At 72.3% G+C, this 12,641-nt stretch carries 8 protein-coding genes; 2 read left to right on the forward strand and 6 right to left on the reverse strand.

Annotated elements, in window-relative coordinates:
• Positions 1-2 precede the first annotated feature (2 nt).
• The 3 genes from ACFVGO_RS11505 to ACFVGO_RS11515 all read right to left on the reverse strand — a co-directional run bounded on the left by ACFVGO_RS11505 (position 3) and on the right by ACFVGO_RS11515 (position 3,686).
• Positions 3-1,217: a TIGR02678 family protein gene (locus ACFVGO_RS11505; RefSeq protein ID WP_380350710.1), complete on the reverse strand. Its 1,215-nt coding sequence runs from the start codon at positions 1,215-1,217 to the stop codon at positions 3-5.
• Complete coding sequence (locus tag ACFVGO_RS11510; RefSeq protein WP_380631431.1) at positions 1,214-2,728, reverse strand: TIGR02677 family protein; 1,515 nt, start codon at positions 2,726-2,728, stop codon at positions 1,214-1,216. The genes ACFVGO_RS11505 and ACFVGO_RS11510 overlap by 4 nt, the downstream gene beginning before the upstream one ends.
• 283 nt (positions 2,729-3,011) lie before the next feature.
• Positions 3,012-3,686 (reverse strand): TetR/AcrR family transcriptional regulator, encoded by a 675-nt coding sequence (locus ACFVGO_RS11515; protein ID WP_380350707.1) that lies wholly within the window; start codon positions 3,684-3,686, stop codon positions 3,012-3,014.
• 140 nt (positions 3,687-3,826) lie between these two features.
• On the opposite strand from ACFVGO_RS11515, the gene ACFVGO_RS11520 reads away from it, so the two are divergent.
• Positions 3,827-6,076, forward strand: a complete 2,250-nt coding sequence (locus ACFVGO_RS11520) for an MMPL family transporter (protein ID WP_380631432.1) — start codon at positions 3,827-3,829, stop codon at positions 6,074-6,076.
• A 102-nt stretch (positions 6,077-6,178) separates the two neighbouring features.
• On the opposite strand, the gene ACFVGO_RS11525 is transcribed toward ACFVGO_RS11520, so the two are convergent.
• The 3 genes from ACFVGO_RS11525 to panD form a co-directional block, all read right to left on the reverse strand.
• On the reverse strand, positions 6,179-8,659 hold the full coding sequence (locus ACFVGO_RS11525; protein WP_359898900.1) for an FHA domain-containing protein: 2,481 nt from the start codon (positions 8,657-8,659) through the stop codon (positions 6,179-6,181).
• Positions 8,660-9,022: 363 nt separating this feature from the next.
• Positions 9,023-10,363 (reverse strand): GH1 family beta-glucosidase, encoded by a 1,341-nt coding sequence (locus ACFVGO_RS11530; protein ID WP_380631433.1) that lies wholly within the window; start codon positions 10,361-10,363, stop codon positions 9,023-9,025.
• A gap of 259 nt (positions 10,364-10,622) precedes the next feature.
• Positions 10,623-11,045, reverse strand: a complete 423-nt coding sequence (panD, locus tag ACFVGO_RS11535; protein ID WP_359898896.1) for an aspartate 1-decarboxylase — start codon at positions 11,043-11,045, stop codon at positions 10,623-10,625.
• A 476-nt stretch (positions 11,046-11,521) separates the two neighbouring features.
• Here panD and ACFVGO_RS11540 point away from each other — a divergent pair, with 476 nt between their 5' ends.
• A complete protein-coding gene (locus tag ACFVGO_RS11540) occupies positions 11,522-12,631 on the forward strand; it encodes a helix-turn-helix transcriptional regulator (protein ID WP_359898894.1) in 1,110 nt (369 codons plus the stop codon).
• Positions 12,632-12,641: the final 10 nt, after the last annotated feature.

Here is a 12,641-nt window from a genome sequence, read left to right on the forward strand (position 1 = left end):
GGTCAGGTCGCGGGACCGTCGGGCACGGTGGTCCGGTACCGGAACGCCGCGGGCCGGGGGACGGTGCGGTCGCCGATCCGGCGGGCCAGGCCGAAGTCGCCGAGGATGCGAACGGCGTCGGCCGTGAGGCGCTGGGCGCCGTCCTCCGACTGGTAGCTCTTCGCCCACTGCGGGAAGCGCCGCAGGAGTTCGTTCGCCTCGGCCGCGAGCTGCTCCGGTGTCAGCCCGTCCGGAGCGGCTGTCAGCGGTTCCAGCAGGAGCAGGGCCGCCACACGGGCCGTCGCGGAGTCGTCCGGGAAGCGGCTGTCGGTGGCGATCCCGTCCGGGTCCACGAGCAGCAGGCCGTCGGCCCGTTCCTCCAGCACGAACCCGCCCTGCTCGGCGGCGCGCCGGACGATCTGGCGCCCGGTCGGCGAGGTGAGGTAGGCCATTTCGTCGGCGCCGAGCTCGTCGTGGTGGAGGACGGGATCGTCGAAGAGCCGACGCAGCACCGAGTGCCGCAGGCGGAGGTTGCGCTGCGCATCGGAGGCGTCGGCGCCACCGTACCGGCTCTCGCGCACCGTGCCCCGCAGGAGTTCCTCGAAGCGCAGCGGCACGTCCTCCGCCGGAACGGCCAGCCGGGACGGCCCGACGGGTGCGGCGAGGAGACGCATCAGTACGGTGGCGTCCACCCGGTAGAGGACCTTGGCCTTCGCCGAGTCGACGAAGCTCTCCGTGAGGCCATCCACGGTGAGGAGCGCGCCGTACGCCTCCAGCAGCTTCAGGACGTCCACGAAGGCCATGCGCTCGGGCCTGCTCGCCGTGTCGAAGGGCGGCAGCGCCTCGTCGGTGGCACAGGCCTGGACGACCCGGTCGGCGAGCAGGCCGACCGTCGTCACCGGGACCGGGAGCAGCTCGGCCGCGACGACGCACAGCAGGGTGTAGCGGCGGCGGTCGAACGGAGCCTTGCCGGACCGCAGCCGACGGGCGGGGCGCGAGGCGTCGGGGACGGTCCGGATCTTGAGCAGGCGCGCGTACCCCAGGCGCGGTTCCACCGCCAGCTGCCAACCGCAGTGGTAGTCGAACCACTTCGTCAACGGGTCCTGCCGACGGCGGATCACCTCGAAGGCGGACGGGTCTCCGCGTTCGGTGATCAGCGGCCGGCCGAGGAGCAGCTTGATGCCTCGGGCGACGTCCTGCCGCTCGGCCAGGACCAGCTGGTTCGCAAGGGTGCTCATCCTGCCTCCCGCCCAGCGGGCTCCCATGTGCTCCCCGCGCTGCGGATCTCCACCAGGTGGTCCGGTCCCTCCAGCTTCCCCCGAGGTGTCCGCAGAACGGCCCGCCCGCCGTCGGGCAGCGGCCGGAGGAGAATCTCGACCCGGCCGTCGGAGGTGACCGCCCGGCGCGTTCCGCTGCCGTCCGGTCGTCCGGCGAGCGCCCGGCCAAGGAGGTCGAGCAGCCGGTCGAAGACGGCGTGGTCCAGCGTGCCGATGCCGGAGAGCCGCACCGGACCGTCAGTGGTCAGGACGTCCCAGGCCGCTTCGAGTTCGGCGCGTTCCTTCCGCGCCCGCTCGGCACGGGCCGCCTTGATCCCGCCGATGTCGCGCACCTTCCCGGTGCGGGTGAACCGCTCGGTGCGGCCACTGGTCCGCAGCAGGGCCGACACCTCCACCGGCGGAGCCTCGGCCCAGCTGCCCGACGAGGGAACCAACTCCGGGTCGGGGTGGGCGAGATGCGCGTGACGGGCCGGCCCCAGGCCGAAGGCGGCCGACCAGAGGCGGTGCAGGTCGTCCTCGGTGGGGGCCGCGGCGAACCAGCGGGCCAGCTCCCGGAAGTCCTGGACGGCGCTGGAGGAGCGGCGCCGTGACTCGGTGATCCGGTCAAGGACCTGCAGGAGCGTCACGATCGCGCGGCGCGCCACGTCATGCAGTTGCTCCGCCCGGGGTCGTGCCCCGTCCGCAGGCCGGAACCAGGCCTGCAGCCCCTCCCAACGCGCCCGGCGCCGCTCCAACCAGGCCGGCGCGGGATCACCCTCGGCGACCGGCGGCAGCTCGGCACCCCGCAGCGCCCGCTCGTGCAGCAGGCTCACGCCCCGCCCCTCGACCCGCTCCACGGCGGAGGCGACCGCCTGTCCCCGCTGGTCGAGGTTGACGAGGAACTCCTGGAGATAGCCCACCGTCGCGGCCTTCACCTCCCGGAAGGTCGCCAGGTCAGCGCCTTCGGCGCGCAGCAGGCGCTGCAACTCGCCGTTGAACGCCTTGGTGTTGGCCAGCAGTGCCTCCAGGTGGCCCTCCAGCTCCTGCAGCGTCGTGAAGACCCGCCGGTCCGAGGACGTGGAGTCCCCCAGCAGGACGTACAGCTCGTCGAGCCGGTCCGTGATCGCCTCCAGCACCGCCGTCTGGAGCGCACCGGACGAGGCGAGGACGGACAGGGCGTGCTCGACCCCGGCGGACGCGGCCTCACCGCGCCGGGTCAGCGAGTACTGGAGGTTGCGGCGCTCGTACTCCTCGGCGGTGCGGTAGTTCTCCGCGTGGTTCTGCACGACGTCCAGCAGCTGCCACTCCCTGAGCCTTCGCAGCGCGTCCTGGAGCTCGTCGTCGTCCACCGCGTCGAGCCAGCCGACCGTCCGCAGCCGGGCGCGCACATCGTCCAGCCCCAGCGCGGTCTCCAGCCGCTCGTTGGCCGCGCCGAAGGCCTGCAGGATCGCACCGTAGAAATCGGCCTTCTCCCCCGTCGTGAACCGGAACATCTCCGGCGGCACCCTGCGCAACGGCTCCCCTCCCCGTTTTCCGGGCACCACAGTACGCGGACGCGCCGTCTCGGACATGCGCCGGAGTGGCTCCTGCAGGCGGATCGTCGACGGGAGGAGCGCCTGCAGCCGCAGGTCGGAGTGCGGCAGGTACAGCCGGCGCAGGTGTGCCGGAGCCTCTGGGGAGGCCTGCGTGCCGGCCGGCGCGTCGGGGAGGCGCAGGAGTCGCGGATGGTGCCGTCCGCGCCGCCCGAGCCATGGCCGTCTGCCGCGCGGGTTGTGGTCACCACCGGTCCACGGCCGGCGACAGGCCTGCGGTGCGCGCGGCGACGCCCGCCTGGACAGCGAAGAGGCGGTCCCGCGCTTGCTGGTCGAGCGCGTGGAAGTGGCCGTGCGCCTCAAGGGTGACGAAGCCGTGCACGGTGGCCCAGGCCAGCATCAGGGCTTCCGCCGCGTCCGGCACCGGCGGGCTGCCGAGCCGGCCGCGTTCGGCCGTGTCGGCGACGAGTTCGACCATGTGCTCCATCGCCCGCCGGCCGGCCGCCACGGTCGGTCCGTCCGGTGGGGCCGCGTACCCGGGCACGGGGGCGCCGAAGATGAGGGCGAAGCGCTCCGGATTCCGCTGCGCCCAGGTGCGGTAGCCGATGCAGGTGGCCATGAAGCGTCCGTCCAGGTCGTCCGGCGGCACGGTCTCGCGGGTCGCCGTCAACGCGTCCGACAGGCTGTCGTACGAGTCGGCGACCAAGGCGGTGAGCAGCTCGTCCCGGTCGGCGAAGTAGCGGTACAGCGCGGGCGGGGTCATCCCCATGCTGCGGGCGATGTCGGTGAAGCGGAGGTTCGCGGCGCCGCGCTCGACGATCAGGCTCAGAGCCGCGCGCTTGATCTCCTCCACCGTGTCGGCGCGCAGCCGCTCACGGCGGCTCCGCCCCCCGCTCCCGTCGGTCGCCCCATCCGTCATCGCCTCTCCATCCGCTCGCCGCGCCAGTCACCGCGTTGACAATCCGTACCCGTCGAGGGAAACGTTACGCTTCGTAAGGCACGTTATGAAGCGTAACGCTTTGCCTGGGGCGGAGCCCCTGACGACGCACGGAGGACCACATGTCCCAGGGACTGCGCGAGGATCGGCGGACAGCCGCCGGGGAGAGCGGGTCGCACAGGCCCGGCCCGCTCGGCCGAATAGCCGGTTGGAGCTTCCGGAACCGGGGCCGCACGGTGCTGCTCTGGCTGCTCGCCGCCGGCGCGGCCTTCGGCCTCTCGGCCGGCCTCGGCGCCAAGTACAGCGCCGACTACACCGCGCCCGGCTCGGACTCCAAGCAGGCCCAGCAGCTGCTGGCACGGGACTTCCCCGGGCTGGGCGGTGAATCGATCAGCCTGGTGCTGACCTCGGACGGCAGCGTGACCGACGCCGCCACCCGCGGCCGGGTCGAGGACCTGCTCGCCCGGATGGCCGAGGTGCCGCACGTCAGCGGCATCGACGACCCGTACGGCCCGCGCGGCAAGGTGTCGGCCGACGGCCGCACCGCCCTCGGGCAGATCCACCTGGACGTCGCCGTCGCCCCCGACATGCCCGAGGCGGACACCCAGCGGCTGCTCGACCTCGCCCGCCCCGTCGACGGCGGCCTGCGAGTCCACCTCGGCGGCATGGCGGTCCAGCAGGCCGAGCAGGGCGCGATCGGCTCGGAGGGCATCGGCATCGCGGCCGCCGCCCTGATCCTGGTGATCACCTTCGGCTCGGTCGTGGCCGCCGGCCTGCCGCTGCTCACCGCGCTCGGCGGGCTCGCGGTCAGCAGCGCCCTGCTGCCGGTCCTCGCCGCGATCATGCCGGTCCCGGACTGGTCGACCTCGCTCGCCGCGATGCTGGGCATCGGCGTCGGCATCGACTACGCGCTGCTGCTGGTAACCCGGTTCCGCGAGTGGCGCGCCGAGGGGCTCGAACCCGAGGCCGCCACGGTCGCCGCGCTGGACACCGCGGGCCGCGCGGTCGTGGTCGCCGGAATGACCGTGGTGGTCAGCATGCTCGGACTGTTCGCGATGGGCCTGTCGTTCATGCGCGGCGCCGCGGTCTCTGCGATCCTCTCCGTGTTCGTCGTGATCGCCGCGTCCGCCACGCTCTTCCCCGCCCTGCTCGGCTACCTCGGCCGACACATCGAACGCCTCCGGCTGCCCCAGCGCCGCGCCGCCCGGGGCGAGAGCTCGGTGAGCGCCGGCTGGCTGCGCTGGAGCAGGCTCGTCGAGCGTCACCGCGTCCTCGGTGCCGTCACCGGGGTCCTCGTCCTGCTGGCGCTCGCGGCGCCGTTCCTGGGCGTGCGCTTCGGCTTCCCCGACGCGGGCAACGACCCCGCCGGGCGCTCGAACCGGCTGGCGTACGACGCAGTGGCCGCCGGCTTCGGACCGGGCAGCAACGGACCGCTGGTCCTGGTCGCCGAGTTGGCGCCGGGCACCCCCGCCGAGGCGACGGCCGCGCTGCCCACCGCGCTGAAGGCGGTGCCCGGCGTCACGGCCGTGACCCCTCCGGTGCCCGGCTCCGACGGCCGCTCGCTGCTTCTCACCGTCGTCCCGGACAGCGGTCCGCAGTCCAGCTCCACCAAGACCCTGGTCCGCGACCTCCGCGATCACGTCATCCCGGCTGCGGTCGGCCCCGGCGTCCGGGTGCACGTCGGCGGGGCGACCGCCAGCGCGATCGACAGCACCGACAACATCGCCCGCCGCATCCCGCTGCTGGTCGGCGGCGTGGTCACGGTGTCGATGCTCCTGCTCCTGGTGGCCTTCCGCAGCCTCGCCGTCGCCCTCAAGGCCGCTGTGATGAACCTGCTCTCCGTCGGCGCCGCGTACGGCGTGGTCGCCCTCGTCCTTGAAGGGGGCACCGCCGGCCGGTTGATCGGCATCGACAGCCCCACCCCGCTGCCGGCCTTCGTGCCGGTGCTGACCTTCGCCGTCCTGTTCGGCCTCTCGATGGACTACGAGGTCTTCCTGGTGAGTCGGATGCGGGAGGCCTGGCTTCGCACCGACGACAACGCGGAGTCCATCGTCAGCGGACTGGCGGGCACCGCGCGGGTGATCACCGCGGCGGCGGCCATCATGGTCGCCGTGTTCGCGGCCTTCGTCCCGGCGCCCGACCTGCCGATCAAGGTCATCGGCGTCGGCATGGGGTCGGCCATCCTGATCGACGCCACGCTGGTCCGACTGCTGCTGGTACCGGCCGTGATGCACCTGCTCGGCCGCGGCAACTGGTGGCTGCCGGCCTGGCTCGACCGCCGTCTGCCCCACCTCCACGTCGAAGGACGCACCGAGCTCTACCAGCCGGAGCCCGCCCCCGAGGCCCCCCGCTCCCCGGCGGTGGTCGGCTAGCGGCACCGGCGGACCGCAGGCGCCCCACGACGCCGCGGTCCGCCGGTCACGGCGTCGCCGACGACGCAGCGCCCGGATCGGTCCGGCTGACGAGCGGGTCCGTCAGCCGACCTTCCGGGCCCGACGCATGACCGCCGGCTCGGTCCGCCGCAGCAGCCAGTAGACCACCAGGCCGTAGGCCAGGCTGAGCACCAGCAGCATTCCGGTACTCAGCAGCCAGGTCCCCGCGCTGTGCCGGAACAGCGGATCGGCCGCCAGGTTGTTGCCGGGCGAGATGGCGTGCAGATCGACGGTGGCGGCCATCGCCGCCATCGCCCAGCGGGACGGCATCAGCCAGGAGAGCTGTTCGAGTCCCAGCACCCCGTACAGGCGCAGCTGGGTGCCGGTGAAGACGACCTGCACGATGGCCAGCAGCACCAGCAGGGGCATGGTGGCCTCTTCCTTGCCGACCAGCGCCGAGATCAGCAGTCCCAGCATCATTCCGGCGACGGCGAGCAGCGCCATCACGATGACGATCTCGGCGAGCGGCGGCAGGAAGACCCCGCTGCCACCCTCGGGTCTGAGCCGCACTCCCGCCAACGCGACCATGGTGAGCACCACGGCCTGAACCACCGTGACCGTGCCGAGCACCACCACCTTCGAGCAGAGGTACGCCGATCGGGAGAGCCCGACGGCGCGCTCCCGCCGGTAGATCACCCGCTCCTTGACCAGCTCGCGGACCGCGTTGGCGGCACCGGTGAGCACCCCGCCGACGCAGAGGATCAACAGCGCACTGAACACACTGCTGTCGGTGAGCCTGCCGCCGGCCAACGCCCGGGCCAGCACGCCCATCACGAACGGCAGCGCGATCATGATCACCGCGAAGGTGCGGTCGGCGGCCAGTGCGGCGGTGTAGCGGCGCACCAGGGTGCCCAACTGGCGGTCCCAGCGCTGCGGCTGAGGGGGCGGCTCGACCGGTACGGGCCAGGCACGGCGTCGCGCGGGCCGCGGGGACCTCGGGCTGCGCTGCCCGGACGGTGCAGAGGGCACACCACTGCGCCCGGCCGCCCCCGATGGCGGCATTCCGTCCGACTCGGCCGGCCCCGACGGCGCGACCGGGGCTCGGGGCCGTTCCACGGGGTCGATGTACCGGCGGTACGCGGGCGAAGCCCGGTACTCGCCCATCCAGTCGCGGTCCTCCTGGGTCTCGAAGTTCTCGAACACCTGCGGCCACTGCGAGCACCCGAAGTACTCCAGAGCGTCGCCGGGCGGTCCGTAGTACGCGGTGCGACCGCCCGGGGCGAGCATCAGCAGACGGTCACAGAGATCGAGGCTCAGCACGCTGTGCGTCACCACGACGACGGTGCGACCGTCGTCCGCCAGGTCCCGGAGCATCTGCATCACCGAGCGGTCCATCCCCGGGTCCAGGCCGGAGGTCGGCTCGTCGAGGAAGAGCAGCGACGGCTTGGTGAGCAGTTCCAGTGCCACACTGACCCGCTTGCGCTGGCCGCCGGAGAGGCTGGCGACCACCAGGTCGGCCCGCTTCTCCAGGCCCAGTTCGGCGATCACCTCGTCGACCCGGGCGTTCCGCTCGGCCGCCCCGGTGTCGCCGGGGAAGCGCAGTTCGGCGGCGTAGCCGAGCGCGCGCCGGACGGTCAGCTGAGTGTGCAGGATGTCGTCCTGCGGCACCAAGCCGATCCGGTGGCGCAGTTCGGCGTAGTCGCGGTAGAGGTCGCGACCGTCGTAACGCACCGTGCCACCGTCGGCGGGCCGCAGCCCGGTGAGCGCGTTCAGCAGGGTCGACTTGCCCGAGCCGCTCGGACCGGTGACCGCCAGCAGGCAGTCCAGGCCGACCGGAAAGCTGATCCCGTCGAGCAGTCGGCCGTCGCCGACCGTGACCACCAGGTCGGCCACGTCGAGGGTGATGTCGCCGGTGTCGACGAACTCCTGGAGTTCGCCGTCGACCAGGCAGAACTCCGAGTGGCCGATGCCCAGCAGGTCTCCCGGGCCGATCACGGCCTCCACCACCGGTTGACCGTTGAGGTAGGTGCCGTTGTGGCTGTGCAGATCGGTGATCGCGTACCGGCCGTCGGCGGTGGTGTGCAGTTCGGCGTGGTGGCGGGAAACCTCGATGTCGGCCAGGACCAGGTCGTTGTCGGGTGCGCGGCCGATCCGCAGGGTGCGGGCGATCAGCGGATGGATGCCGGTGGGCGGCCGGTACGAGCCGGTGATCGCAGTCAGCGCAGTGGGACGCGGGACGGCGGACTGCTGCGGGGGGGCCAAGGTGAGCTCCACCTCCGGGCCGTCGCCGGGGCTGCCGAACCGGATGACACTGTCGGTGCCGAGGTCACCGAGATCGAGGCGCGAGATCCGGCGGCCCCCGGACCAGGTGCCGTTGTCGCTGTCCAGATCGTCCAGCATCCAGTGTCCGTCGCCGAGGTGCAGCACCGCGTGGTGCCATGACACCCGGGGGTCACTGAGCGGGATCTCGCTGACCGGGTCGCGGCCAACGTGGTACGAGCGGCTCGGGGTGAGGACCCGCGAGCCGCCGGCAGTCGTCATTACCAGGTCCGGCGCAATGGGTGCGACCTGTCGCTCTCCCATGTATTCGACCATAGCCCCTCCGGCCCGCGGAGGGCTTCCACTGGTCGAGGGGCCCGTCGGGCGCCGGGCAGGCACCGCCCCGGTCGGGCCGGCACCACCGTCGCGGGTACCGCACGGGCCGGCCGTCCGGGCACGGCACCTCCGGGCCGGGATCAGCCGTGCGCTCCAAGCCGAGGGGCACGGGGTCGTCGGGCCGGCCGGGCGGACGTTCCCGGTCGGCGGCCGCATCGGGGTACTCCCGTCGTCGCCCGGATGAACCAGTGCGGTTCGCCGGGGGTGTCGACGGGGTGGGTCGGGGTGGCCACCGGGACTCGGACGTGTCGAACCTCTGCTCGTACCCCTCCGCCGGAGAGTTGCCGACTCCTAGGTCGTATACCGCGCCCGGTGGGCGGCGATCAGGTCGCGGTACCAGGCGTACGAGGCCTTCGGGGTGCGCTTCTGCGTCGCGAAGTCGACGTGGACCAGGCCGAAGCGCTGGTGGTAGCCCTCGGCCCATTCGAAGTTGTCGAGGAGGGACCAGGTGTAGTAGCCGCGGATGTCGATGCCTTCGGCGGTGGCGCGGGCGAGGGCGTCGAGGTGGGCGGCCATGAAGTCGATGCGGGGCTGGTCGGGGACGGTCTCCTCGGTGACGGAGCAGCCGTTCTCGGTGATGGTGATCGGCGGGAGGGCCTTGCCGTAGGTGTCGCGGAGGGAGAGGAGGAGGCGGGTGAGGGCGTCGGGGACGACGGGCCAGCCGAAGGCGGTGTGGGGGACGTCGGGGATGTCGACGAGGTCGAAGGGCAGGCCGGGTTCGGTGGGGGCGGCGACGCGGGTGGGGTTGTAGAAGTTGAGGCCGAGGCCGTCCAGGCCGGGGGTGTGGATGAGGTCGAGGTCGCCGTCGCGCACGGCGCCGAAGATGTCGTCGGGGACGCCGAGGGCGGAGAGGTCGGGGTAGCGGCCGAGGAGGACGGGGTCGGTGAACAGCCGGTTGTGGAGGGCGTCGTAGGCGGCTGCGGCGGCGAGGTCGGCGGGCTCGGAGGAGGCCGGCTCGACGGGGGTGAGGTTGTTGGAGAGCATCGCCTCCAGGCCGTGGTCGTGGAGGACGGAGGCGGCCAGGCCGTGGGCGAGGAGTTGGTGGTGGGCGGCGGGGAGGGCTTCGAACATCAGGGTGCGGCCGGGGGCGTGGGTGCCCAGGGCGTAGCCGAAGACGGTGTGGACGAAGGGCTCGTTGAGGGTGATCCAGGCGGGGACGCGGTCGCCGAGGCGGTCGGCCATGACGGTGGCGTAGTCGGCGAAGCGGTACGCGGTGTCGCGGTTCAGCCAGCCGCCGTGGTCTTCGAGGGCCTGCGGGAGGTCCCAGTGGAAGAGGGTGGGCAGCGGGGTGATGCCCGCCTCCAGCAGCGCGTCCACGAGGCGGTCGTAGAAGGCGAGGCCGGCGGGGTTCACCGCGCCGGCGCCGGTGGGCAGGACGCGGGACCAGGCGACGGAGAAGCGGTAGCCGTCGAGCCCGAGGCCCTTCATCAGGGCGATGTCCTCGGGGTACCGGTGGTAGTGGTCGCAGGCCACCTCGCCGGTGTGGCCGTCGCGGACGGCGCCGGGGCGGGCGGTGAAGGTGTCCCAGACGGACGGTCCGCGGCCGTCCTCCTCCACCGCCCCCTCGATCTGGTAGGCGGCGGTGGCGGCACCCCAGCGGAAGTCCGCCGGCAGGTCGAAGCGGTCGGGCATGACAGCCTCCTGAGGAGAACATGAGGGGCTGTCATATTACTGACGCCGCGCCGGAACACCAGAGAAGGCGACCCCGGACTTCGGCGGTCGGACCCCTATTCGGCCGGAGCCGTACGCGGCGGCCGACCGGTGCCGGCCAGCGTCAGCCGACGGGTGCCGGCCGGCGCCGGGCCGGGGCGACCGCGGCGCACGCGATCGCCCCGCCCCGGCCCGGACGCCGTGGCGAAATGCCATGGACCCGTTGCGCGGTGACCCCGGCTCAGTTCCCGTTCGCGAGGGTGTCACCGCGGACCAGGCCGGATTCCGCCGGCACGTCGGCCGGATCGGAGCCCTCGTGCAGGATCCGGTTGTTCTCGTCGACGAAGACCACCCGGGGTTCGAGCTTGCCGAGTTCGTCCTGGTGCACCTGCGCGTAGGCGATGATGATCACAAGGTCGCCGACGCCGATGAGCCGGGCGGCGGCGCCGTTGATGCCGATCACACCGCTGCCGCGCGGCCCCTCGATCACATAGGTGGACAGCCGCTGCCCGTTGTTGATGTCGACGATGTCGACCTTCTCGCCGGCCACCAGGTCGGCGGCCTCCATCAGGTCGGCGCAGATGGTCAGCGAGCCGACGTAGTGCAGGTCGGCCTGCGTCACCGTGGCCCGGTGGATCTTCGACCGCATCAGGGTGCGATACATGACTGCTCCTTCTTTGACGGGGTGTACTGGCACCGTGACGCCCTCGGCGAACACGGGAGACCTCTCCGCGGTTCCGGCTGACGCTCCGTCACGATCAGGGGCCCGCGGCGGGAAGTGCGGTGGTCAGGGGTCACAGATGCGGGTTGACGCGTTCGCGGCGTGATGTGACCATCGAACGGGTTCACGCCCGGGGACGCCGTGGCCGGCGGGAATCGTTGGGGAGGTTCTGCTCGCGTCCGGGGAATCGTCCTCGGCGCTGTGACCTGTCCGCGCGCTGCCACCGGGATCGCCGTCGAGTCCGGTTCGCGCAGGCCGTGACGTGGTGCCGATCGGGCACCCGTCGACGGCAGGGAGGCACCTTCGCGCGCGGTCAGCGAGTTACATCTGCACAAGGGGGAAAAATGATCGCTGCCTTGACGGATCCTCGACAACTCGGTGAGTCCGAGCACCGCGTGCTCGATGCGTACCGCGCCAGAATGAGCGACGCGGACGTCATGCTGGACGTTCCGGCGGGCCACGACCGCTCGCTCGCCGGGCTGCTGGTCGCCGGTCACGCGCTCGAACGGGGACGCAGCGTGGCCTACCTGACCGACGACAGCGACCGGGTGCTCTCGCACGCGAGCGTGCTGCCGGAGCTGCCGGCGGTGCGCCGGCTGCACGGGCAGAGCTCGCTGAGCGACATCGTCGCCTACTACAACGCGCAGGCGCTGGGCGTCATGGACTTCGCCACCTACTTCAACACGAGCCCCAAGGTCGAGCTGGCCGAGGTGGTGGTGTTCGACGACTGGCACACGGCCTGCGAGATGGTCGGAAGCCTGTTCACGCTGCGGGTGGACCGCCGGCTGCAGCGCCGGGCCTACGACGGCATCTGCGACCTCGCGCTGTCGCTCGGGGACGAGAGCTACGCCACGGTGGCGCGGATGCGGCACGAGGGCGCCGACAGCCTGCTCTCGCCGCGGCAGCTCGACCTGGCGGACTGGGCACGGATCGCCGACCGGGCCGCCGAGGTGCTCACCCCGGAACTGTGCACGGAGGACGACAGGTTCACCTGGCCGCGGCTGCAGCCCTGGCTGCACCAGTGCCGGGTGCTGATCGCGCCCGCCGGTGTCGAGATCCGTCCCCCGCACCAGCTCATCCGGACGCTGCCCGGCTACCGCCACGCCGACCAGCGGGTCTTCCTCACGCGGCAACCGGTCGAGTCGGCGGTCGAGCCAGCGAAGGTCGGACGGGACCTTCAGCTGCCGGACACCGACCGGCTCACGCTCTCGCCGAACATGCGGGCCGCCGTGGCCTACCTGCGGGGGAACTACGCGGACAGCGGTCTGACACTCGGTCGCGTCGCGCGCAGTGCGTACATGAGCCAATATCACTTCTCCCGCCGCTTCAAGCAGGAGACCGGCTGGCGGTTCATCGACTTCGTCACCGCGCTGCGGCTGACCGAGGCCGGACACCTGCTGCGCAACACCACCATGTCGATCACCGATGTCTCCCGTACGGTCGGCTATCAGGAACTGAGCCACTTCCAGCGCACGTTCAAGAAGTGGTTGGGCACCTCCGCGTCGGGCTACCGGGGCGTGTCCCGGTAGCCCGACCGCA

Origin of the sequence: Kitasatospora sp. NPDC057738, assembly GCF_042798815.1 — a bacterium.
Taxonomy (GTDB): Bacteria; Actinomycetota; Actinomycetes; order Streptomycetales; family Streptomycetaceae; genus Kitasatospora; species Kitasatospora lactacystinica.

Coding starts and splice junctions, on each gene's coding strand:
- ACFVGO_RS11515 (WP_380350707.1), bottom strand. CDS start 3,686: ATGACGGATGGGGCGACCGACGGGAGCGGGGGGCGGAGCCGCCGTGAG.
- ACFVGO_RS11530 (WP_380631433.1), bottom strand. CDS start 10,363: ATGCCCGACCGCTTCGACCTGCCGGCGGACTTCCGCTGGGGTGCCGCC.
- ACFVGO_RS11540 (WP_359898894.1), top strand. CDS start 11,522: ATGAGCGACGCGGACGTCATGCTGGACGTTCCGGCGGGCCACGACCGC.
- panD (WP_359898896.1), bottom strand. CDS start 11,045: ATGTATCGCACCCTGATGCGGTCGAAGATCCACCGGGCCACGGTGACG.
- ACFVGO_RS11505 (WP_380350710.1), bottom strand. CDS start 1,217: ATGAGCACCCTTGCGAACCAGCTGGTCCTGGCCGAGCGGCAGGACGTC.
- ACFVGO_RS11525 (WP_359898900.1), bottom strand. CDS start 8,659: ATGGGAGAGCGACAGGTCGCACCCATTGCGCCGGACCTGGTAATGACG.
- ACFVGO_RS11510 (WP_380631431.1), bottom strand. CDS start 2,728: ATGTTCCGGTTCACGACGGGGGAGAAGGCCGATTTCTACGGTGCGATC.
- ACFVGO_RS11520 (WP_380631432.1), top strand. CDS start 3,827: ATGTCCCAGGGACTGCGCGAGGATCGGCGGACAGCCGCCGGGGAGAGC.